This window comes from Microbacterium sp. NPDC007973 (genome assembly GCF_042958465.1).
Lineage (GTDB): Bacteria > Actinomycetota > Actinomycetes > Actinomycetales > Microbacteriaceae > Microbacterium > Microbacterium galbum.
The window spans coordinates 13120-32298 of the sequence record NZ_JBIBJJ010000006.1; the positions used below are offsets into that span (position 1 = coordinate 13120).

The following is a 19179-nucleotide window of genomic DNA, read 5'->3' on the forward strand; positions in this document are numbered from 1 at the left end:
ATGGCTTGCAACATTCTCACCCCCTCCGAGTGCATTGGCGACATCGTCGAGGGAGCCGTAGGCGACGCAATCGAGAACCTGGCGAATGCCGTACTCGAGGCGTTCGGCAAGGCGGTCGGCTCGCTCGGCACCCTGTGGGTGAACGTCGGCACACCGAACCTCACTGGTGCGGGTGGCGGTTCGACGATCGCCGCGGGAACGACCGCGCCGAACTCGGACGGCATCATTACGGTGCTCGGCTGGGTGACGTGGATTGCGATCGTGATCGCCGGTATCTCGATCATCCTGCTCGGTGCACTCATCGCAACCCGCATGCGCAACGGTGAGGGCTTCCAAGCCGCCGGCCGTCTCGGCATCGTGCTCGGTGCCGTCTTCCTGATGAGCGGCGCAACCGCGCTCGTGTCGGGGCTGCTGCCGCGCGGTCCTCAGGGGGCCGGCGGTGCGGTGCTGTTCTTGCAGTCGTCGCTCTGGTGGTACATGGGAGCCGCGGCGGTGGTGTCGGTCATCATCGGCGGCGTCCGCATGGCGTGGGAGCAACGCGCCGAACCGGGCAAGGAGACGGTGAAGAGTCTCCTGACTCTCATCGTCGTTGCCGGGGCCGGCGTGACGATCGTCGGCCTTCTCATTTCGGCCTTCGACTCGTTCTCGGTGTGGATTCTCAACGGCGCTCTGAGCTGCGACGTGGGAGCCGACTCCGCGTGCTTCGGTGAGAACATCGCGACACTGCTCGCACTGACGACGAACCCGAACACGGGTGGCCTCGGGGCAATGCTCATCATCATCCTCGGCATCATCGCGATCCTCGCGACGGCTGCTCAGATCGTGTTGATGATCGCCCGCGGCGGAATGCTCGTGATCTTGACGGGCATCCTGCCCCTGTCCGCTTCGGCCACCAACACCGAAATGGGTAAGAACTGGTTCAAGAAGAACGTGGGCTGGCTCGTCGCGTTCATCCTCTACAAGCCCGCCGCGGCGATCGTCTACGCCGCCGCCTTCCAGCTCGTGGGAACGAACGTCTTCCAGGACGACGGAACGGGCTTCATCGCCGTGCTCACGGGCCTCATTCTGATGGTGCTCGCGCTGTTCGCGATGCCCGCTCTGATGCGGTTCGTGACACCTCTCGTCAGCTCTCTGTCGGCTGGTGCCGGCGGCGCGCTGGGAGCTGCGGCGATCATGGCGCTGCCCTCGGGCGCTGCTGCTGCTGGTCGCCTCGCGACCGGCTCGGGCGGCGGGTCGTCGGCGGGCGGTGGTCCCGGCGCTACGGGCGGTCAGGGCTCAACCGGCGCCGCTGGGCCTTCGGGCTCGAATGGTGGCGGTGGATCAGCCCCTCAGGCCGCTCAGGCGTCTAGCGCGGCCGGTGGCGGCGGCACGACGGGGGCCGCGGCCTCCTCGGGTGCTGCTGGTGGCGGCACGGGCGCTGCGGCGGCATCTGCCGGCGGTGGAGCTGCCGCGGGCGGCGCTGCGGCTGGTGGAGCTGCTGCCGGCGGTGGAGCTGCCGGTGGAGCTGCTGCCGGTGCTGCCGGTGGCCCTGTCGGCATGGCCGCGGGCGTCGCGATCGGCGCAGCGGCTCAGGGCGTGCAAGCGGCCACGGGTGCCGCGAAGAACGTAGGCAATCAAGCAACGGGTGAAGGGAGCGGGAGCTGATGGCAACCGTAGAGACAAGCCGTAAGGGCGTCCGCACTTACGGGAACTGGCGTCAGCCGACGTCGCCGGGGCTTCTCGGCCTCGGCACGGTCGGCACCGGCCTGATGTTCGTTGCGCTGCTGATCGTGATCGTCGTCCTGATGACGACGAACATCCTCAACGCCGTCATTACCGCCGCGGTGTTCGGCGGGATGATCCTGCTCCTGACGATCCGCGACGCGGACGGTCGTAGCGTGCTCTCGCGCGCTGCGAACCGGGCCGCGTGGTCGTCGACGAAGCGGCGCAAGGCGAACGTGTACCGTTCCGGCCCCCTCGGGCGTTCGGAGTGGGGCACGAACCAGCTCCCCGGTCTGGCGGCTCAGTCCCGGCTCTCCGAGCACGAGGACAGCTACGCCCGCCCGTTCGCGATGATCTACAACCCCCACGCGAAGACGTATTCGATCGTCATCGGCACCGAGCCTGACGGCGCGGCGCTCGTCGACCAGGAACAGGTCGACCTGTGGGTGGCCGACTGGGGTCACTGGCTGCGCAACCTCGCGGATGAGCCGGGGATGGAGGCCGCTCAGGTGACCATCGAGACGGCCCCCGACTCGGGTCGTCGTCTGCGCCGTGAGGTGGAGACGAACACCGATCCTGAGGCACCCGATTTCGCGAAAGCGATGCTCGGTGAGGTCGTGATGAACTACCCCGCCGGCTCGTCGACGGTGAAGGCGTACGTGGCGCTGACGTTCTCGGCGGCACCCCGCAAGGGTGCCAAGCCGCGCACCCCGGAAGACATGGGGCGCGAGCTGGCCGCTCGCCTTCCTGGCCTCACCGCGACGCTGCAAGCGACCGGCGCGGGAGCGGCGCACCCGCTGACGGCTCAGGAGCTGTGCGAGACGATCCTCGTCGCGTACGACCCCGCCGCGGCGACGCTGATCGACGACGCCCACGCCAACGGCGAGGTGCCCGATCTGAACTGGGCCGACGTCGGCCCCACGGCTGCTCAGGCCAACTGGGACAGCTACCGGCACGACTCGGCAACGTCGGTCACCTGGCAGATGACACAGGCCCCTCGCGGCCTGGTGCAGTCGGGTGTGCTGGCGCGTCTGCTGGCTCCGCACCGCGATATCGCCCGCAAGCGCGTGACGCTGCTCTACAAGCCGATCGACCCCGCCCGCGCGGCGGCGCTCGTGCAGGCTGACGTGCGAGCTGCCGAGTTCAAGGCCACGTCCAGCCGTAAGCCGGCGGCGCGCGACTCGCTCGCGCTGCGCTCGGCTCAGGCCACGGAGTCGGAGGAGGCATCGGGCGCGGGCCTGGTGAACTTCGGCATCCTCGTGACCGCGACCGTGATCGACCCGAGCAAGGAGGCCGACGCTCGCGCGGCGGTCGACAACCTCGGGGCGACGGCTCGCCTTCGGCTTCGGCCGGTGTACGGATCGCAGGACAGCGCGTTTGCCGCGGCGCTGCCCCTCGGGCTCGTGCTGACCAAGCACGTGTCGGTCCCCGCGGCGCTGAGGGAGCGTGTCTGATGAGCCCTGATCTGATTGCGCTGCTCGCCCTGGGCGGGCTGATCCTGCTCGTCGTGGTGGGTGCGCTGGTCTTCGTCCGCACCGGACGGAAGAACACCGAATCGGGCGCGTCGGCGTCCGGTGGGTCGCTCACCGCTCGCGGGTGGAGCGGCCCCGGCGGCGGCATGTCGACGTACCTGCAACCCGTCCCGGAGTGGCGCGGTACGACGGTGCAGACGTGCGGCCTGTGGCCGTACGCGATCGGTGCCGGCACGCCGATGGTGGGCGTCCCGCTGGGCCGTCACATTCACACGGGCGCGACGCTCTGCGCCGATCCGATTTCGTGGTTCCAGCGCGCGAAGCTCATCAGCAACCCGTCGCTGTTCGTCCTCGGTAAGCCGGGACTCGGCAAGTCGACGGCGGTCGCTCGTATGGCGACCGGGCTCGCCGGCTACGGGGTGCAGCCGCTCGTGCTGGGCGATCTGCGACCCGACTACGTGGAGGTCATTCGCGCGCTCGGTGGTCAGGTCATCACCCTCGGCCGTGGGCGCGGATATCTCAACGTGCTCGACCCGGGCGAGGCCAAGGAGGCCGCGCAGCGCCTCATCGACGCCGGCTTCCAGAAGGAGGCCAATGAGGTACTGGAAGACGCCCACGGTCGCCGCCTGGCAATGGTGTCGTCTCTGCTGACGATCCAGCGGAAGGCGCAGCCCTCCGACGTCGAGGAGTCGATCATCGACCAGGCCCTCCACGTGCTCGATCGCAAGATGGAGGGCATTCCGGTGCTCGGTGATCTGCTGCGCGTCGTGCAGGAAGGCCCGGAGGAGCTGCGACAGGTGGCCGTCGACCGCGGCGACTTCAACAAGTACCAGGAGATTACGCGCGGCCTCGAAGCGTCGTTGCTCGCCCTGGCGAACGGCTCGGGTCGCCTCGGTGGTGTGTTCTCGCACCACACGACGAACCCAATGGCGCTCGACCGCCCGGTGGTCTACGACATTTCCGCGATCGGTGAGGCTGAGGGCGATCTGCGAGCGGCGACGCTGCTCGCGTGCTGGTCGAACGGCTTCGCGACGGTGAACATCGCGAACGTCCTCGCGGACGCGAAGCTGGAACCGCGCCGGCACTACTTCGTCATCATGGACGAGCTGTGGCGTGCCCTGCGCGCCGGTAACGGCATCGTCGACCGCGTGGACTTCCTCACCCGACTCAATCGTCAGGTGGGCGTCGGCACGGCGATGATTTCGCACACTATGGCCGACCTGAGCGCCCTCCCGGAGGAGGACCGCTTGAAAGCTAAGGGCTTCGTCGAGCGCGCCGGCATGGTCATGTGCGGCGGTCTGCCGTACACCGAAATGCCGGAGCTCACGACGGTCATCCCGTTCTCTGAGGCTGAGCAAGAGCTGCTGACCGGGTGGCAAGACCCGCCCGCGTGGGATGCCGCCACGGGCCGCGAGGTCGACCCTCCCGGCCGCGGCAAGTTCCTCGTGAAGGTCGGCACCCGTCCGGGCATTCCGGTACAGGTGCAGCTCACGGAAGCTGAGCGCAGCATCCGCGACACGAACCAGCGGTGGTACGAACAGTCCCGCACCTCGCGCCGCGCGCTGCGCGTCGTCGAGGAGCTGGTGGAAGACCACGAGACGCGCGAGAAAGAGACGGTCTGATGAGCACCCCCAACAACCGCCGCCGCGATCCCGGCGGCTTCGGAGCCGAGACGCTGATGCTGCTCGTGCTCATCGTCGTGGTCGTTGGGGGGCTCATCCTCACCAACGTTGCGGTGCGCCTCGGCGCGCAGCTCGACGGCACCGCGGCCGAGCTGCCGTCCGACCCGTTCGCTCTCACGCTCGGACTCGTCCTCGGGCGGGTGGCGTGGCCGGCATCCGCGACGTGGATCATCGCCGTCTTCGGCGCTGTCCTGCTCGCCCTCGCCGTCCTCGCGATCGTCGGCATTGTCCGCTACCGGAAGGGGCGGACCCGCGTCGACCGCGCCAGCTCGTACATGGGCCGCGGCAAGGACGTCGCCGGCCTGAGCCGACAGAACGCCGTGGCCTCGGCTGAGCGTCTCGGCGTCAAGGGCGTCGACGGCAAGCCGGTGCTGGGCGTGCCGATCGGTAAGACGGTCGGCGGGATGCCGCTGTGGGGCACCTGGGAGGACATGCACATCGACATCTGGGGGCCGCGAACCGGTAAGACCACCTCTCGCGCGGTGCCGGCGATCCTCGACGCCCCCGGCGGCGTCCTGGTCACCTCGAACAAGCGCGACGTGGTGGATGCCACCCGCGACGTCCGCGAGGAGGCCGGCCCGGTGTGGGTGTTCGATCCTCAGGGAATTGCGCTCGAGAATCCTTCGTGGTGGTGGAACCCGCTCAGCTACGTCACCGACGAGGTGAAAGCGGCCAAGCTGGCCGATCACTTCGCCTCGGGCTCGCGCGACCCCGGAGCCAAGACGGATGCCTACTTCGACCCGGCGGGGCAGGATCTCCTTGCGGGGCTCCTGCTCGCCGCGGCGCTCGATGGTCGACCCATCACCGACGTCTACACCTGGCTCACGCAGCCCTCGGAGGAGGCCCCCGCGCGCATCCTGCACGCGCACGGGTACACCCTCACCTCTGACCAGGTGCGCGGTGTCATCAACGCTCCCGAGAAGCAGCGTGGCGGCATCTACGGCACGGCGCAGCAAATGGCGTCGTGCCTCACGAACCGTCAGGTGGCGTCGTGGGTGAACCCCGTGACGCAGACCGACCTTCGCCCTCAGTTCGACCCCGCCGCGTTCGTGCGCGGCGGTGGCACGCTCTACTCGCTGTCCAAGGAGGGCCGCGGAACCGCCGGCCCGCTCGTGACGGCGCTGACCGTGGCCGTCGTCGAGGCCGCGGAGGAGATTGCCGCAGCATCCCCCGGGGGCCGTCTCGCGGTGCCCCTGCTCGGGGTGCTCGACGAGGCGGCGAACGTCTGCCGGTGGCGTGAGCTGCCGAACCTCTACAGCCACTACGGCTCGCGCGGCATCGTCCTGATGACCATTCTGCAGTCGTGGTCACAGGGCATCGACGTGTGGGGCGAGTCGGGCATGCGCAAGCTCTGGTCGGCCTCGAACGTGAAGGTATACGGCGGTGGTGTGGCCGAAGAAACCTTCCTCGAATCGCTCTCCAAGCTCATCGGTGACTACGACCGTCAGGCGTCGTCGGTGTCGTCGGGCCGCGGTGGGCGCAGCGTGAACCAGCAGCTCCACCGTGAGCGCATCCTGGACGTCGCGGACCTGTCCGCGATGCCGAAGGGTCGCGCCGTGGTGCTGTCCTCGGGGAACCGCCCGACGCTGATCCGCACGCAGCCGTGGATGACCGGCCCGCACGCCGAGAAGGTCAAGGCGTCGATCGCCGCGCACGACCCGGCGGCGCAGCGGACGATCAACGAGGCTCAGGAGTCCGTGCGTGCCGTCGCGCGCTCCGAGAACGAACGGGAGGCCGTGTGATGAGCTGGCTCGACGAGGGAACGGACGAGACGGACGGCATCGAGGCTGAGCCGTTCGACGTCGACGTGGACGACGAGGAGGGCCAGGAGCGCGAGGAGCGGGAGCCTGGACGCATGTTCGGGCTCGACGTCGCGCAGCTCGCGGAGTCAATGGCCGGCCCGATGATCCTCCGTGCGTTGCAGAAGGAGGTGTCGGGCGTCGTCGGTGAAGCCGTCGACGAGGCCGTGCGCGAGGAGCTGGACCCCTCGCTGATCGAGGAGCTGCAAGCTCAGGCCGGCACGGCTGCACGCCGAGCTGTCGCCGCGGCGCTCGCGCAGCTCGACGAGGCCGAGCCTGAGGAGGAGCCGGCGCTGTACTTCGGCTCCGTCGACGAGTTCTTCCGCGGCTACCTGCGGCCCAACTACCGGCGCCGGGTCGACGGGAGTAACACCCTGTGGGCGGGCGACTGGTGGAAGTACGCCGAAGCCGTGGCGCGACTCGACGCGCTCTGGCGCGCGTGGGAGCACCTGCGGCTGGACCCTCAGACGGGCATGTCGGTGTGGTTCCGCGATCACGCCGAGCACCACATGTCGATCCTGCTCAGCAGCTCGGGGCCGTTCGCGGGGATCGGCACCGGACCGAACCGTGAGCACACGAACGAGAAGGGCGACATGTTGCCCTACGTCGAGCCGCCCGAAGGGCTGTTCCCGGACGTGCGCGAGGTGTCCGCGTGAGCGCCGTCGTGACCCGCCGGGAGTCGTGGGTGCGTTCGTACGCCGCCCCCTTCGCGATCCGCGTCGCGGTCGTCCAGACGGCGTGCGCGCTCGCGCTGCTCGCCGCGGCGGGCGTTGTCTCGCTGCTCTCGGATGACGCGATCGCACAGACCGTCGCGGCCGGCGCGGCGCTCGTCGCCGCCGTCGTGCTCCTGGCCGCGGTCATCGGGTCGATGCTGCACCTCGCGGCGCTGCGGATGCTGCCCCGCCTCCCCGTCCGTGACGGCGGCGGACCGTCGCGCCCGTCGAATCGACCGTGACGCGCTCCCTGAGCCGCGCTGAGCGGCAATGAGAGAGGGACCGGACCAACAGGCCCGGTCCCTCTCTCGTGCGCTCAGACGGTCGCTCAGCGGCCCAGCTCGGAACGCTGGACGCGCGCCGCGGCCGACCGTGCCGGCTTCGCCTTCGTGCCGACCGTGGGCGCGCCCTTGACGGCCTCGGTGGCCGGCTTGGCGTTGCCGACGTCGGCGCTCATCTTCGCGGCCACGGCTTCCTTCTCGATGCCCTTCGCTTCGAGCTTCGTCGCGTCTGCCTGGCGACGATCTGCGGAGTCGTACTTGGGGCCGGCCTCGGCGCGTGCCGACTCGGCCGCGCGCTCGTGGCTCTGTGCCTCCTCGCGCGCCTGGGTGCGCTCCTCGGAGCCCTCAGGGGCGTTCTCGGCGCGCGCGTCGGCGGCGTCGGCCTGACGGTCGGCGCGATCGGCTTCGCGCATCAGTAGCGCCGCCTCGGCCTCCTCGCTCGTGCCGCGCTGCCGTTCCGTCTCGGACTGTCGGCGCAACAGCTCGGCGTCGACGGCTGCTTGCACGGCCTGAGGGTCGCCGCCGGCTGCGTCGACGTCGACCCCGTAGCGGGTGCGCAGCTCGTCGCGCATGTGCGCCTCGGCGCGTGCGGCCTCGGGCTCCTCGTTGCGCCACGCGCGCGCCGTGGCCAACGTCGTGCCGATCTGCTCGGGGGTCGCTCGGTCCCACCAGTCGTTCCGGTAGACGCCGCTGAGCTCAACGCGCGTCGACTGCCGCTCGGCCTGCATCCGGGATGCCAGCTCGCGGGCTTGCTGGATGCTTTCGGCCTGCGCTCGTCGAGCTGCTTCCTCGCGCTGTCGGGCGATGATTTCGCCCACGCGACCGGCGGCGGTCACCGCGACGCGGAGCTGCCCCTCGAACGCTTCGGAAATGCCGTCGCTCTCATCGGCCATGACGTGCTCCTCTCATCGTTCCGGGCCTCGGTCGGGGCTCGGGGTTGTGGTCGTGCGGGGCCGCGTCGGTTCGATCGTCGACGGGAGCGGCGAGCCCGGTCCCTTGCGACGGTTCTCCTCGGCGCGGTTGATCTTGTCGAGCATGTCGCGGGCCATGTCGTTGATATCGGCCGACGTCGCGTGACGCGGAGCGGGGGCCGGCGTGGCCGTCGCGGTCGCGGTCTTCGCGGGTGCCGGCAGGGCGTCGTGGACGCGGCGCAGTCGCTCCCGAACGTCGGTCGCGAGGGCCTGGGCGTGGCGTGCCTGTCCTGCGGCCTTGGCGGCGTCGTAAACGGCCCCGGTGAGGTTGGCGAGCTGTCGGAGCATCGCCGCTTGCGCTGCCGTTCCCTGACCGCCGCGCATGGCGCTCGCAAGGAGCATCGCTGCGCCGCCGGCAGACACGCGCCCCGCCTTCTGGGGCTTCGTGTGGCCGCGGTAGGTCTGTGCCGATTTCGCTAGCTCGTCGGCTGCGGCGGCGAGGTCGCCAGGCACTTCCTCGACGGCGTTTGACCACGCCGCGAACGCGCCTGAGGTCTGTCGAGCGACGCGCGCCCATGTGTCGCGGTCGTCGACAGGAACCGAGCGCAGCGTCTCGCGCAGCTCGCCCAGCTCGGCGGTGTACCGATCCCACAGCTCGGGGTCAGGCTCGGCCGTCTCGCGTCCCGGCGCGACGGGTCGCTGGTTGCGCTTCGCGGCGTTCCACTCGGCCGCGGCGTCCATCGCGCCGGTCGCGCTGTCGGGCCACTCGGCGCGCAGTCGCGGCAGGGTCAGGTCGCGGCCCATGTGACCGCCGCCGTACCAAATGGGGCGCTCGCCCGGTGCGGGCTTCGCGGCCACCGAGTAGCCGGTGATGACGTCGGTCTGACCGTCCGCGTAGCGGGGTCGCACGACAACACCGGAGCGGCGCAGCCGGCGCACGAACTCGGCTTCGTTCTCGCTCGCGCTCGCGCACGCGCGGACCTTGCGGGCGAGGTCGTTACGCGGCGCATTGAGACGAATCTCAGCGGTGATCCGCGCCTGACGCTCGCGCGGGTCGAGCTGGTGCCACGGGGTGACGTCGCCGCCGATCTTCGCGGCGTTCGCTTCGTACTTGCGCTGTGCGAACAGCGCTGAACGTTCCTCGACCCTGGCCTGTTCGGCGGGGCTGTAGCCGCGCGTCGCGCGCTCGCCCTTGGCCGACTCCAACAGCTCTAGGCCGTGCTTCACTTCGAGCGCTCGCGCCGCGTTCTGCGCGCGCACGTAGTCGAGGTGAGTGGATGCCTTCGTGCCGTCTTCGCGCACGAGGTTCACGGCGATGTGCACGTGGTCGTTACCGGACTTTGACAGGCCGTGACGGACGGCAACCCAGCGGCACGGTGCCTTCGTGCCGTCGTTGTCGTCGAACCCCATTGCGGCCACAAAGTCAGTGGCAATCGCGTTCCACTCGGCGTCGGTCTTGATGCCCTCCTCGGCGCGCAGCGACAGGGAGGCGTGCCAGACGTGCCCGCCCTTGACGTCCACCCCGAGCTGCTTGTGCGGGCGGTCCAGGTGACGCGCGATCGCCAGTCCGCTGTCGCGGCTCAGCTCGGCGTCGTCGTACCAAGCCATGAGCGCGTCATCCCCGGCGACAAGGTGGGGCTCCGTGTGCTCGTTGTGACGACCGCCACCGACGAGATACGTCACGAGGCCCGACATGCGATCGCCCCGCGTGATGTTCGGCATCACGTCAGGCTCAGCTCGTCGGTCAGCTCGTCGATCCGCATCGCCGTCTTGCGCACCGCGGCAAGCGTCGCAGACGTCTCGGGGTGCAGCTCGCGCGTGGCGTTGGTGGCCTTCGCGATCTGGTTGACGTTGTTCGAGATAGCGGCAAGGAGCCGGTGCAGCTCGTACAGCTTCGTGATCGTCGCGCGCCGTTCGGATGCCGTCTCGCCGGCATTCTGCGCAAGAGCGCTCTCCACGAGAAGGCGCGGGATCGTCACGCCCTGCGCGAGGGCCAGGCGCAGAAGCGCGCCCTCCTCCTCGGGGCTGGCGGTCACGACGTGACGCGCCACACGACCGCCGGCCACGTTCCCGCGACGACGACGCTCGGACGGGCGAGGCGTAGGCGTCTCATCAGACATGCTCACCCTCCCTTCGGCCCAGCGCAGCGACCCCGCCCCTGCGGGGACCGCACACGTCAAGTGTGCCGCACCTTCCGACGCATGTCGAGAGGTCAAGCCCGGTTATGGCACATAACCGTATAGCTTGCTCCGTCCGGGACTCGAATCGAAGTCGCCCACGGCGACAGCCGGGAGTGGTCGCGGCTTCGCCGCGACGGTCCTGCTGCAAGCGCGAGGAACCTCGCGCGGACGGCGCAGCATCCGTAGGCTGCTGGCATGGCTAAGGAACTCTCCCCCCAAGAAGCAATCGAGCGCGCGCAGCGCGCCCTTGACGATCGACTGACGTCGGTTCGCGAGCTGGCCGAGTCTCGGCAGAAGCTCGCGGACGTGCGCGAGGCGTCCGCGGCGCGGATCGCTGAGGTTGAGCGCGAGGAGCGCGAGAAGGTCGCCGCCGCTGAGCGTGACGACGCACGCGCCTACAGCGCGACGATCGACGCCGGATGGACGCCCGCCGAGCTGCGCAAGATCGGCTTTGCGGAGGCGGGCAAGAAGCGCGCCCCGCGACAGCGTGCGGCGCGCAAGTCGTCGTCGAGTGAGGCCGCGGCAACGCCGCCGGCCGACGCCGCCGACAACGGCGGCGAGAGTCAGTCCTACGGCGACTGACGTATCCCCCTGACCACCTGTGGACGGCCCGAGCTACCTACGGGCTCCACCCGCCCACAGGTGGACAGCGGGACCCTAGTTGTCCGACCGCTCCGCGGCCTCGTTGGGAGGACTCCCCCTCCCCCTGATGCCCGGGATTGTGTCACAGCCCAGCACCCCGTCAAGGGCGCTTCGCGTCACTCCGTGATGCGGCAAGCCGCACCCTTGACGGGGTGCTGTTCTGTGAAGGGCGGCATTTATCAGGGGGACGGGGAAAGAGTGGTGATGCCGTCTGGTTAGGACGCGGCCGGCTGCTGCTCGTCGGCGTACCGGGTGAGGTCGGCGTAGGCGCGGGAAGCGGTCGACTTGTCGACGCCGAGTACGCGCCCGATGTGCGCGAAACTCAGTCCCTCGTCGTCGCGCATACGGCGGAGCTGTGCGAGCTGGTCGGCGTCGAGCTTCGACGGTCGACCGATTGCCTTACCCTGGGCTCGGGCGTGATCCATGCCGCGCTGCGTGTTCTCTCGGATCGTGTCGATGCGCAGCTCTGCGAACACCGCCACGATCCCGAACAGGGCGCGGCCCATCGGGGTTGTCGTGTCGATCTGGGGTTCGGTCAGACTGCGAATGTCGATGCCGCGTTCGCGCAGCTCGTTCAACGTGTCGAGGATGATCCGTTCGCTGCCGCCGAGACGGTCGAGGCGGCGCACCAAGAGGGTGTCACCCTCGCGGAGGTAGTCGAGGCACGCGACCCACTGCGGGCGCGCAGCGATCCGGCTGGACTCGCCGTGGTCGACGAACACACGGGTAGCGCCGGCCGCGCGCAGCTCGGCCTCCTGCGCGTCCGGGTTCTGCTCCCGGCGCGAGACACGGGCGTATCCGATCACCTTCGTCATCGCTGCTCCTCGCCGCTCCGTCGTTCGGCCTCCTCGGCACGAACGGTCTTGATCCTCCACAGCGCGAGCGCTCCCCCGGCGACGACGACAAAGATCGTCACGGCGGCGCTCGGGGCCTGTCCCGTGTCGACGCACACGCCGAGATACCCAACGACGAAACCGGCGAGCATGAGACAGGTCGCGAGGAAGAACGCGCGGGCTCGCTTTGCCTGGTCGACGAGGCGCGTCGAGCGGGTCTGAGCGACGATCCCGACAAGGGTCGTCAGGCTCCCCGCTGCCATGAGCACAATCCCGGCCACGGTCATCTTTCGAGCCCACCTGTCGGGAACCGGTCGGACATGCGCCCGGGGCCGCTACGGCGCGCCTGGGGCGGCTGCTGGCCGCTCTGGCCGGCGCCCCTGGTCGCTTCCTTCGGGGACCGCTGGTAGCTCCCACTGATGACGGCTCGGACGTCTGCGAGAGGGTCGGCCGCGGGGGCCGGCTTCTCGACGCTGATCGCGTGGAAGATCGGCACGAGCGACGTCGGATCGGGGGCGTGCTTGTCGAGGTCGGGGCGGCTCATGGCGGATGCCTGGTTCCACTGCTCGGGCGTCACCCGGTCGAACTCGAACCGGAACGGTGAGCCCTCGGCCAGGTCGTGCATGAACTGCTTCGACGTCCTCCCGTTGCCCTCGCGGAACGGGTGCGCCTGGTTGACGTACGCGAACACCGTGGCGCTGGTGGCGATGAAGTCGTTCCGACTGATCGAGGCCCAGTCCGTCGACGTCGCGACCTGGTGCACCTCGGACAGGTAGCGGTCCACCTCGCCGTTGTCGACGCGACCGAACTCGCGCCCCGGACCCTTCGACATGTTGACCGTCCGGTACTCGCCGGCCCACTCGTAGACGTCTTGGAACAGGTGCCGGTGGATCGCCTTCAAGTGCTCCGCGTCGAACGTCTTCGGGATATCGACCATCCCCGCTTCCAGCTCTGCGCCGCGGCGGGCGGTACGCCCGTACTCGCGGTCTTTCAGCTCGAAGAAATCGCGCTCACCGAACTTGTTGCGCAGCGTCCCGTTCCCGAACTGCGGGTTATACGTCTCGGGGTAGAAGTACGACTCCCAGGTGTCGAAACCCTCGGGCACGTCAGGCTGCGCCGACGATGCCGGCGGCTCGTCGAGACACCTCGGCCGCGCGGTGAGCTGCGGCATCCGAGCGACGGTCGTACTCGTCCCCGTCGATCGCGCCACGCACGTAGTCGGTCAGGTTCTCGACGTCCTCGCGCGTGGGCTCCCAGCCCTCGTGCCAGCCGGCGGCGAGCGACTGCACCACGGCGCGACGCTGCTTGTCGTCGAGCTGCGCGAACAGCTCCGGGTACTGCTGCTCGATCTTCATCTGCGACTCGGCCACGGTGGCTCCCTTCGGTCCTCACCAATTCTACCAAATGATGCAAAAGGGCTCTACTCAATTTCGCATCAATTCGGGTTTTGCGACGGGGTTTTGCACCGCGTCGATCCGCGAATTTCCGGCACCTCGTCGACGGGCCTCTGTGTGGTGCGAAACCGATGGGTTTTGCACCCGCGGGCGCGACTGCTTGGCTCTCGCTATGACAACTCCCTGGGGCCAACCGCTCGCAACCTTCGACAACCGAGACGACTTCTACGGCGCATACCCGCAGCTCTTGGAGGGCTGGACGGTGGCGAAGCATCAGACGCGCGCTCCTTTCGGCGTCGACGTCGACTTCAAGGACGACTTTCTGGTCACCCTCTGCGCCCCCGAGCAGCAAGCCGGTGCGTATCCGATGAGCGCCGTAACTGGCGTCGCGACCGCCTTCGACCAGGAGACCGGCGAGATTCACGTTCTTGCCGAGAACATCACTCATGCCGACGCGGTGCAACGCTTCACGCGGTAGCCGTGCTCAGGATCGGGTGGACCGATAGAGCGGCCCGGTACGTCTGAGCAATTCGTCATAACCTCGACGGATGGACACCGAGCCGGATGCCGACACCGCCGAAGCTGCAACGCTGTTCGGGCTCCTCGGCCACCCGATCCGCCTGGGTGTGGTGCGCGCTCTCCTCGACGCCCACGAGCTGACGGTGCGCGAGCTGAACGATCGCATTCCGGGCTCCGACAACTCCCTGTCGCAGCACCTCGTCAAGCTGCGCCTGTTCAAGCTGGTGACGTCCCGGCGCGTCGGTACGACGTACGCCTACCGGCTCGCGGACGAGCGCCTGGCGGCGATCGTCGCCGCGGCGCTGCGTCCCTCGTCGGGAGCGTCCGCGTAAGGTTGGGCGTGCCCGGTCGGCGCTGCCCCCCGCGTCCCCCCACGCGCCCGCGCCGGCCGGGTGTCGGGCCTTCTACGCGAGAATGATCGCAACCCCTGGAACGAGCCACGTCCGACCGGGGGCGAGTCGGTCGGCGCTCCATTCGGCGGGGCGTCGACCGACGCCGGCCCCCAGCTCTGGCGACTTGCACCTATCGAACACATATTCGATACTGGCGACATGCGCGACGACGGCCCCCGCTGGCATCCCCAGCTCCTCGCGCGCGAGACGAAACCCGCTCACTGGGTCATGCTCGACGCTCGCGACAACGTGGCCGGAACGATCGAGCTGCGCCGCACCGACGACGGCCCGCGCTACCGGGTCGAGGTAGCCGGCGGCACGCTGCTGGGCTGGGCGACGTCGCTCAAAACGGCCACGGAGCGGCTGCACCGCGTCATCATTTCGGCGGGCGTGCCCGGTGGTGGGATCAACGGTTCGTGACCGTCAGAGAGGCGTAGGGGGCCGCGCGTGGTGCAAGTGTGGTCGCCCATGTCGCAGCTACAGCGCTCCCCCGAGCCGGGGGTGTGGTTCATCTTCGACAAGAGCAAGCGGATAGCGATCGTTCGCGTCGTCGAGGTGCGCGGGCGCAAGCTGCTGCGCTCGGTGACCTTCGATCACGACCCGGCGCAGCGTCAACTCATCGGGTACTTCCCTGAGGACGCGATGCGCCTCGCGGTCGAGTGCACGTGGGCGGAGTACGTCAAGGCCACGGGGCCGTCGACGAGCAACCGAAAGTGACGCTCGAGAAACTGTCACCGTCGACCGGTTCAGAGATCCCGCGCAGCGCGGATCATCGGCGCCGGTCGGTGGCCTTCTCGGCCGCGTGAGCGCCGACGAGGACGACGGAGAGGACGAGCTGTGCGATCGCGTGAGTGTCCATCAACCATCCGCGCTCGACCAGCTCGGCCGACACGAGTCGCTGCGCGCCTTCCTCGTCGAGGTCGAGGCCGATCGTGTTGGCAACCCACCCGCGGGCCAGTGCCACGGCGAACGGGTCGAGGGGCGCGCCTCCGGTGCTGCCGTCCTGGCTGAGCACGTCGGCCGCGGTCGCGCCGTGCGCGCGCAGCGCGTCGACGACGCCGTGCAGCGAGCCGGCTACGGCGAGTACGCCGGCCCCCGTGGCGATGATGCTCGCCCATTGGTCTTCGGTGGCGACGTCGGTCAGGCCGAAGTCCTCCCCCTCGGTGACGGCGAGACGCGCAGCGTCTCGTGCGGAGCTGTAGACGCTCCCGGCGTCGACAGACCTACCCATCAGGCACCCTCGGCGGCATCGTGGCGGGCTTTGCCATTGGCTTCGAGCTGGCGCTCTATGTCGTCGATGATGCGCTGAGCTCGCGCGGCCTGGCCGCGCCAGTGGTCAGCTTCGCTCGCACTCTCGGGGAGGTCGTTGTGCTGGATGCGGTGGTCTTCCAGCTCGGCGCGGTGTTCCATTTCGCCCGCGTACTCTTCGAGCGCGCCGACCAACAGGGCGTAGTCCTTGGGGTCGGTCAGGTCGATCACGACGGGATCGAACGGGTGCCCCTCGTTCGCGGCCACGGGTCACTCCCCCATCGGTCGACCGGCGGGGATGACGCCGGGGCCGACTGCGGGGAACGGCTTGCCGTTGTTGTACTGCTGTTCCAGCCGCTCGACCTTCTCCGCGATCGCTTCCTGCGCGAACTTGGACAGGGTCTTGAACCCCTCGTAGGGGATGGTGGCGACCATCGCGCCGCGCATCCGGTCGGTGTCCTCGGGCTCCTGGTAGATGGTGAGCTTCTTCGGCTTCCCCTTGGCCGCGGGCTTCGCGCTCTCAGCGGCGCTCTGCGGCGCTGTCGCGGCCTTTGGGGCTGCGGCGGGTGCTGCGGGAGCCTGAGCGGCTGCGGGGGCCTCCTGGGGCGCTTCTGCCGTCACGGGGTGATCGAACGCGCTCGCACCTGCGAGGGCGGAAGGACGGCGGGGAGGACGGGTCATGCGGATTCTCCTTCGATGACGGCGAGCTGTTCGGTGTAGATCGCTCCGAGCGCGGTCGCCTCGGCGCTCCCCCACTCGTCGAGGCCGCGTGCGGCCTCGGTGGCGTCTGCGATCACGACGCGCTTGGGGATGGGTCGCCCGATCAGGCGCAGCCCGCGGTGCTCCGCGAACGTGCTCAGCTCGTCGAGCCACCCGGCACCGCCCACGGTGCGCTCCTCGTGCTGGTTGACGATGATCCCGGCGACGTCGAGGCCGGGGTTCGTGTACGCCTTGACGCTCTCGATCGTGTCGAGGAGCTGGGCCAGGCCGTCGAGGCTGTACTTCTTCGAGTGGGTGACGATCACGGCACTGTCGGCCGCACTGAGGGCGTTGATCGTGAGCTGGTCGAGCGAGGGTGCGGAGTCGATCAAGATCAGGTCGTAGTCGTCGCGGACCTCTGCGAGGGCTTCGCGTAGACGCACCTCGCGGCCGACACCGGCCACGACAAGCTCGTCTCGGACGCTGCCGAGAGTGCGCCCGGACGTCGGCACGACGTCGAGGCCGGGCCAGATACCGGGCACGATGACCTCGCGCAGCGTGTGGGGTGCGCGGGTGCTGAGCGCGTCGGCCAGGCCGGCGTCAGTGGGCTCTAGGGGCTCCCCCGCAATATCGCTGGTGAGGTTGCCCTGCGGGTCGTTGTCGATCACCAAGACACGGCGACCGGCGTTCACTGCCGCGCGGGCGAGCTGAAACGTGGTCGTCGTCTTGCCGACGCCGCCCTTCTGGTTGCACAGGGCGAGGATGCGAGCGGGCATGAAATACCTCCATTGACGGTAATAACTCTATTGCGGGTGTTGCTGGTGTGGGGTGAACGAGGGAGGGGGGCGCGTGCGCCCCCCTCGGTTCGTCGATCAGAACGGGGTGTCGTCGCCGTAGCTGGCCTCGGAGCCGGCCTCCGTGCCGGCGGTGCCCTTCTCGACGCGGACGCGCTGCCCGCGGAGGCTCACGCTCACCTCGTCGGCGTTCACCTGGTGCTGAATGCGGGTGCCGTTCTCGCCCTTGTACTCGGTGACGCGGTAGCGGCCCGAGAACGTGACACGGATGTTCCCGGATGCCTCGGCGGCGTCGACGAGGTTGACGGCCTCGCTGCCGCTCACGGCGACGTCGTAGCCGATCGTCGCGCCGTCGGCGTAGGTGTCGTCGTCCTGCTTGATGCGGTCGGTCACGAGGACCCGCGCGTAGGTGTACGGGCCGCGCTCCCCCTGGCGCAGCTCGGGCGTAGCGGCCAGGTTGCCGGTGCGGGTGATGTAGCTCATGTCATGCTCCTTCGTTCGGTGGTGCTGGTATTACCGGAAATAGGGTTATTACTGCGTCAGACGATGTAGCGCTCGACCTCCAAACGGCGTCCGTCCATCTGCGAGGGGTACAGCACGTATTCCAGGGTGCTGTCGGGGTTCGGGTTTTCCAGGCGGACGCCCTGCACGGGCGAACCGGGCTCGATCGGTCCCAGCTCGTACATGACCCGGCGCGGCGGGTTGTACGTGTTGCCGTCCCAGCTCTTGATCCGGTCACCGAACCGAAGATCGGCCAGACGGGTGATGGTGAGCGTTTCGAGTGCCATGCGTTCCTCCTTGGTAATAACTCTATTCTAGGTAATGACTCTATTACCGTCAAGCCCTAGCGGCTTCTCCGCGCAAGAGATTTGCCACGGCCTCGGCCAGAATCCAACGGCGATCCGCTGCGGCGCGATCCTCGGCGGTGTAGTCGCCGTAACCGGCCTGGTGCTCGAAGTCTTCGCGGCCACGCTGCGCCATGCTCAGCAGCTCGTCGATGCCCTCGACCAGCTCGGCGCTGACCGGGACGACGCGCCCGCCCCCGTCGACGACGAGAGTCAGCGGCTCGGCCATGCCCGCGACGTGCATCGCGTACCCGTCGCCCTCGCGCTCGACGTAGGCCGTGAGCACGGTTGCGCTCTCGTCGTTGTCGAAGTCCACGCGCCCGTAGCTGTCGGGGTCTTCCCCGAGCGGCCAGAGCTGCGGCTCCAAGCGGTCGCCGGTGTCGTACGGGGTCAGGTTGTAGGTGCTCATGTCATCCTCCGGTGTCGGTAATACCTGTGTTGACGGGAATAGAGTTATTTACGGGTGGGGTCACGCGGCGTAGTGAGCTGCCACGCGGTCGATGTGGTCGGGTCGGAATCCCGCCCAGTGGTCTTCATCGTCGACGACGACGACGGGGGCGGAGGTATAGCCAAGCTCCTTGACGTACTCCAGCGCTTCCGGGCTCTCGCTGAGGTCGACGACGCGATACGGGATGCCCTTGCCGTCCAGCGCGCGATAGGTCGCGGTGCACTGCACGCACGACGGCTTGCTGTAGACGACCAGCTCCCCCGAAATCATGTTGCTCATTGTTCCTCTCCTCCCCCTCGTTTTTTGCCGTGAAGGCGAATTCATTCGCCGCTAGGGAGGACGGCCGGAGTGCTAGTGACCGTGGAATACCGGACTGAGCGCAGCGAGGGAGGATATGCCGCGAAAGCACTAGCGCGCAGGTTGGCCGACCGTACGCTGCCGAAGGCTTCACGGCAAAAGAACGGGCCGAAGGCCCTTGCAGTCGGCCGGCTCCGTCCGGCCGTCGATCAGCCGGCGGCGGCTCCGTCCGCTGCCGGCCGCGGTGGTCGTGACCGGTTCTCGAGAATCGACCGCGGGGGAGGGCGGCGCGGCTGCGCCGCCCCCGATCTGCTCAGGCGAGCATCTGG

At 68.9% G+C, this 19179-nt stretch carries 26 protein-coding genes; 11 read left to right on the plus strand and 15 right to left on the minus strand.

What is annotated here, in order from left to right; all coding sequences use genetic code 11:
* Genes ACFZA2_RS17225 through ACFZA2_RS17250 form a run of 6 tightly spaced genes read left to right on the plus strand, consistent with a single transcriptional unit; the run spans position 1 to position 7609 of the window.
* Positions 1 to 1644 carry a hypothetical protein gene (locus tag ACFZA2_RS17225; protein WP_391407251.1) on the plus strand — a complete coding sequence of 548 codons (1644 nt, stop codon included), beginning with the start codon at positions 1 to 3 and terminating at the stop codon, positions 1642 to 1644.
* Positions 1644 to 3155 (plus strand): SCO6880 family protein, encoded by a 1512-nt coding sequence (locus ACFZA2_RS17230; protein WP_391407252.1) that lies wholly within the window; start codon positions 1644 to 1646, stop codon positions 3153 to 3155. Before ACFZA2_RS17225 ends, ACFZA2_RS17230 begins: the two co-directional genes overlap by 1 nt.
* Complete coding sequence (locus ACFZA2_RS17235; protein ID WP_391407254.1) at positions 3155 to 4795, plus strand: ATP/GTP-binding protein; 1641 nt, start codon at positions 3155 to 3157, stop codon at positions 4793 to 4795. The genes ACFZA2_RS17230 and ACFZA2_RS17235 overlap by 1 nt, the downstream gene beginning before the upstream one ends.
* A complete protein-coding gene (locus ACFZA2_RS17240) occupies positions 4795 to 6597 on the plus strand; it encodes a type IV secretory system conjugative DNA transfer family protein (RefSeq protein WP_391407256.1) in 1803 nt (600 codons plus the stop codon). The genes ACFZA2_RS17235 and ACFZA2_RS17240 overlap by 1 nt, the downstream gene beginning before the upstream one ends.
* Positions 6597 to 7310: a DUF4913 domain-containing protein gene (locus ACFZA2_RS17245; protein WP_391407258.1), complete on the plus strand. Its 714-nt coding sequence runs from the start codon at positions 6597 to 6599 to the stop codon at positions 7308 to 7310. The genes ACFZA2_RS17240 and ACFZA2_RS17245 overlap by 1 nt, the downstream gene beginning before the upstream one ends.
* Positions 7307 to 7609: a hypothetical protein gene (locus tag ACFZA2_RS17250; RefSeq protein ID WP_391407260.1), complete on the plus strand. Its 303-nt coding sequence runs from the start codon at positions 7307 to 7309 to the stop codon at positions 7607 to 7609. Before ACFZA2_RS17245 ends, ACFZA2_RS17250 begins: the two co-directional genes overlap by 4 nt.
* 86 nt (positions 7610 to 7695) lie before the next feature.
* Here the strand turns inward: ACFZA2_RS17250 and ACFZA2_RS17255 are convergent, their stop codons facing one another.
* From ACFZA2_RS17255 to mobC, 3 genes are all read right to left on the minus strand, one after another.
* Entirely contained in the window at positions 7696 to 8541 is an 846-nt protein-coding gene (locus ACFZA2_RS17255; protein ID WP_391407262.1) for a hypothetical protein, read from the minus strand.
* Between the two features lie 12 nt (positions 8542 to 8553).
* Positions 8554 to 10080, minus strand: coding sequence for a relaxase/mobilization nuclease domain-containing protein (locus ACFZA2_RS17260; RefSeq protein WP_391407264.1), 1527 nt, complete (start codon positions 10078 to 10080; stop codon positions 8554 to 8556).
* A 200-nt stretch (positions 10081 to 10280) separates the two neighbouring features.
* Positions 10281 to 10679, minus strand: coding sequence for a plasmid mobilization relaxosome protein MobC (gene mobC, locus ACFZA2_RS17265; RefSeq protein WP_391407266.1), 399 nt, complete (start codon positions 10677 to 10679; stop codon positions 10281 to 10283).
* Between the two features lie 255 nt (positions 10680 to 10934).
* On the opposite strand from mobC, the gene ACFZA2_RS17270 reads away from it, so the two are divergent.
* Positions 10935 to 11321: a hypothetical protein gene (locus ACFZA2_RS17270; RefSeq protein ID WP_391407268.1), complete on the plus strand. Its 387-nt coding sequence runs from the start codon at positions 10935 to 10937 to the stop codon at positions 11319 to 11321.
* A 275-nt stretch (positions 11322 to 11596) separates the two neighbouring features.
* Here ACFZA2_RS17270 and ACFZA2_RS17275 read toward each other — a convergent pair whose 3' ends face one another.
* From ACFZA2_RS17275 to ACFZA2_RS17290, 4 genes are read right to left on the minus strand one after another with little or no spacing between them, the layout of a single operon-like run.
* Complete coding sequence (locus ACFZA2_RS17275; RefSeq protein ID WP_391407270.1) at positions 11597 to 12196, minus strand: recombinase family protein; 600 nt, start codon at positions 12194 to 12196, stop codon at positions 11597 to 11599.
* Positions 12193 to 12501 (minus strand): hypothetical protein, encoded by a 309-nt coding sequence (locus ACFZA2_RS17280; RefSeq protein WP_391407272.1) that lies wholly within the window; start codon positions 12499 to 12501, stop codon positions 12193 to 12195. Before ACFZA2_RS17280 ends, ACFZA2_RS17275 begins: the two co-directional genes overlap by 4 nt.
* Positions 12498 to 13319 carry a Fic/DOC family protein gene (locus ACFZA2_RS17285; RefSeq protein WP_391407274.1) on the minus strand — a complete coding sequence of 274 codons (822 nt, stop codon included), beginning with the start codon at positions 13317 to 13319 and terminating at the stop codon, positions 12498 to 12500. Before ACFZA2_RS17285 ends, ACFZA2_RS17280 begins: the two co-directional genes overlap by 4 nt.
* A gap of 1 nt (position 13320) precedes the next feature.
* Entirely contained in the window at positions 13321 to 13584 is a 264-nt protein-coding gene (locus tag ACFZA2_RS17290; protein ID WP_391407276.1) for a hypothetical protein, read from the minus strand.
* Positions 13585 to 13780: 196 nt separating this feature from the next.
* Here ACFZA2_RS17290 and ACFZA2_RS17295 point away from each other — a divergent pair, with 196 nt between their 5' ends.
* The 4 genes from ACFZA2_RS17295 (at position 13781) to ACFZA2_RS17310 (ending at position 15236) form a co-directional block, all read left to right on the plus strand.
* A complete protein-coding gene (locus tag ACFZA2_RS17295; protein WP_391407278.1) occupies positions 13781 to 14086 on the plus strand; it encodes a hypothetical protein in 306 nt (101 codons plus the stop codon).
* 70 nt (positions 14087 to 14156) lie between these two features.
* A complete protein-coding gene (locus tag ACFZA2_RS17300; protein ID WP_391407280.1) occupies positions 14157 to 14459 on the plus strand; it encodes an ArsR/SmtB family transcription factor in 303 nt (100 codons plus the stop codon).
* A 219-nt stretch (positions 14460 to 14678) separates the two neighbouring features.
* Positions 14679 to 14939: a hypothetical protein gene (locus tag ACFZA2_RS17305; protein ID WP_391407282.1), complete on the plus strand. Its 261-nt coding sequence runs from the start codon at positions 14679 to 14681 to the stop codon at positions 14937 to 14939.
* Positions 14940 to 14987: 48 nt separating this feature from the next.
* The gene (locus ACFZA2_RS17310; protein ID WP_391407284.1) at positions 14988 to 15236 is read left to right on the plus strand and encodes a hypothetical protein; all 249 of its coding nucleotides are present in this window, start codon (positions 14988 to 14990) and stop codon (positions 15234 to 15236) included.
* Between the two features lie 52 nt (positions 15237 to 15288).
* Here the strand turns inward: ACFZA2_RS17310 and ACFZA2_RS17315 are convergent, their stop codons facing one another.
* The 8 genes from ACFZA2_RS17315 to nrdH all read right to left on the minus strand — a co-directional run bounded on the left by ACFZA2_RS17315 (position 15289) and on the right by nrdH (position 18832).
* Positions 15289 to 15750: a hypothetical protein gene (locus tag ACFZA2_RS17315; RefSeq protein WP_391407286.1), complete on the minus strand. Its 462-nt coding sequence runs from the start codon at positions 15748 to 15750 to the stop codon at positions 15289 to 15291.
* Complete coding sequence (locus tag ACFZA2_RS17320; protein WP_391407288.1) at positions 15750 to 16034, minus strand: hypothetical protein; 285 nt, start codon at positions 16032 to 16034, stop codon at positions 15750 to 15752. Before ACFZA2_RS17320 ends, ACFZA2_RS17315 begins: the two co-directional genes overlap by 1 nt.
* Before the next feature lie 3 nt (positions 16035 to 16037).
* Complete coding sequence (locus ACFZA2_RS17325) at positions 16038 to 16448, minus strand: hypothetical protein (RefSeq protein WP_391407290.1); 411 nt, start codon at positions 16446 to 16448, stop codon at positions 16038 to 16040.
* Positions 16445 to 17242, minus strand: a complete 798-nt coding sequence (locus ACFZA2_RS17330) for a ParA family protein (protein ID WP_391407292.1) — start codon at positions 17240 to 17242, stop codon at positions 16445 to 16447. Before ACFZA2_RS17330 ends, ACFZA2_RS17325 begins: the two co-directional genes overlap by 4 nt.
* A gap of 96 nt (positions 17243 to 17338) precedes the next feature.
* The gene (locus tag ACFZA2_RS17335; RefSeq protein ID WP_391407294.1) at positions 17339 to 17743 is read right to left on the minus strand and encodes a single-stranded DNA-binding protein; all 405 of its coding nucleotides are present in this window, start codon (positions 17741 to 17743) and stop codon (positions 17339 to 17341) included.
* Positions 17744 to 17799: 56 nt separating this feature from the next.
* Positions 17800 to 18048, minus strand: coding sequence for a hypothetical protein (locus tag ACFZA2_RS17340; protein WP_285040009.1), 249 nt, complete (start codon positions 18046 to 18048; stop codon positions 17800 to 17802).
* Between the two features lie 49 nt (positions 18049 to 18097).
* Entirely contained in the window at positions 18098 to 18514 is a 417-nt protein-coding gene (locus tag ACFZA2_RS17345; RefSeq protein WP_391407296.1) for a hypothetical protein, read from the minus strand.
* Between the two features lie 60 nt (positions 18515 to 18574).
* Complete coding sequence (nrdH, locus tag ACFZA2_RS17350) at positions 18575 to 18832, minus strand: glutaredoxin-like protein NrdH (RefSeq protein WP_391407298.1); 258 nt, start codon at positions 18830 to 18832, stop codon at positions 18575 to 18577.
* Positions 18833 to 19179: the final 347 nt, after the last annotated feature.

What these genes read in the sequence shown, in the direction of transcription:
- ACFZA2_RS17225 (WP_391407251.1), top strand. Translation starts at nt 1, where the DNA reads ATGGCTTGCAACATTCTCACCCCCTCCGAGTGCATTGGCGACATCGTC.
- ACFZA2_RS17230 (WP_391407252.1), top strand. Translation starts at nt 1,644, where the DNA reads ATGGCAACCGTAGAGACAAGCCGTAAGGGCGTCCGCACTTACGGGAAC.
- ACFZA2_RS17235 (WP_391407254.1), top strand. Translation starts at nt 3,155, where the DNA reads ATGAGCCCTGATCTGATTGCGCTGCTCGCCCTGGGCGGGCTGATCCTG.
- ACFZA2_RS17240 (WP_391407256.1), top strand. Translation starts at nt 4,795, where the DNA reads ATGAGCACCCCCAACAACCGCCGCCGCGATCCCGGCGGCTTCGGAGCC.
- ACFZA2_RS17245 (WP_391407258.1), top strand. Translation starts at nt 6,597, where the DNA reads ATGAGCTGGCTCGACGAGGGAACGGACGAGACGGACGGCATCGAGGCT.
- ACFZA2_RS17255 (WP_391407262.1), bottom strand. Translation starts at nt 8,541, where the DNA reads ATGGCCGATGAGAGCGACGGCATTTCCGAAGCGTTCGAGGGGCAGCTC.
- mobC (WP_391407266.1), bottom strand. Translation starts at nt 10,679, where the DNA reads ATGTCTGATGAGACGCCTACGCCTCGCCCGTCCGAGCGTCGTCGTCGC.
- ACFZA2_RS17270 (WP_391407268.1), top strand. Translation starts at nt 10,935, where the DNA reads ATGGCTAAGGAACTCTCCCCCCAAGAAGCAATCGAGCGCGCGCAGCGC.
- ACFZA2_RS17275 (WP_391407270.1), bottom strand. Translation starts at nt 12,196, where the DNA reads ATGACGAAGGTGATCGGATACGCCCGTGTCTCGCGCCGGGAGCAGAAC.
- ACFZA2_RS17280 (WP_391407272.1), bottom strand. Translation starts at nt 12,501, where the DNA reads ATGACCGTGGCCGGGATTGTGCTCATGGCAGCGGGGAGCCTGACGACC.
- ACFZA2_RS17295 (WP_391407278.1), top strand. Translation starts at nt 13,781, where the DNA reads ATGACAACTCCCTGGGGCCAACCGCTCGCAACCTTCGACAACCGAGAC.
- ACFZA2_RS17300 (WP_391407280.1), top strand. Translation starts at nt 14,157, where the DNA reads ATGGACACCGAGCCGGATGCCGACACCGCCGAAGCTGCAACGCTGTTC.
- ACFZA2_RS17305 (WP_391407282.1), top strand. Translation starts at nt 14,679, where the DNA reads ATGCGCGACGACGGCCCCCGCTGGCATCCCCAGCTCCTCGCGCGCGAG.
- ACFZA2_RS17310 (WP_391407284.1), top strand. Translation starts at nt 14,988, where the DNA reads ATGTCGCAGCTACAGCGCTCCCCCGAGCCGGGGGTGTGGTTCATCTTC.
- ACFZA2_RS17315 (WP_391407286.1), bottom strand. Translation starts at nt 15,750, where the DNA reads ATGGGTAGGTCTGTCGACGCCGGGAGCGTCTACAGCTCCGCACGAGAC.
- ACFZA2_RS17325 (WP_391407290.1), bottom strand. Translation starts at nt 16,448, where the DNA reads ATGACCCGTCCTCCCCGCCGTCCTTCCGCCCTCGCAGGTGCGAGCGCG.
- ACFZA2_RS17330 (WP_391407292.1), bottom strand. Translation starts at nt 17,242, where the DNA reads ATGCCCGCTCGCATCCTCGCCCTGTGCAACCAGAAGGGCGGCGTCGGC.
- ACFZA2_RS17335 (WP_391407294.1), bottom strand. Translation starts at nt 17,743, where the DNA reads ATGAGCTACATCACCCGCACCGGCAACCTGGCCGCTACGCCCGAGCTG.
- ACFZA2_RS17340 (WP_285040009.1), bottom strand. Translation starts at nt 18,048, where the DNA reads ATGGCACTCGAAACGCTCACCATCACCCGTCTGGCCGATCTTCGGTTC.
- ACFZA2_RS17345 (WP_391407296.1), bottom strand. Translation starts at nt 18,514, where the DNA reads ATGAGCACCTACAACCTGACCCCGTACGACACCGGCGACCGCTTGGAG.
- nrdH (WP_391407298.1), bottom strand. Translation starts at nt 18,832, where the DNA reads ATGAGCAACATGATTTCGGGGGAGCTGGTCGTCTACAGCAAGCCGTCG.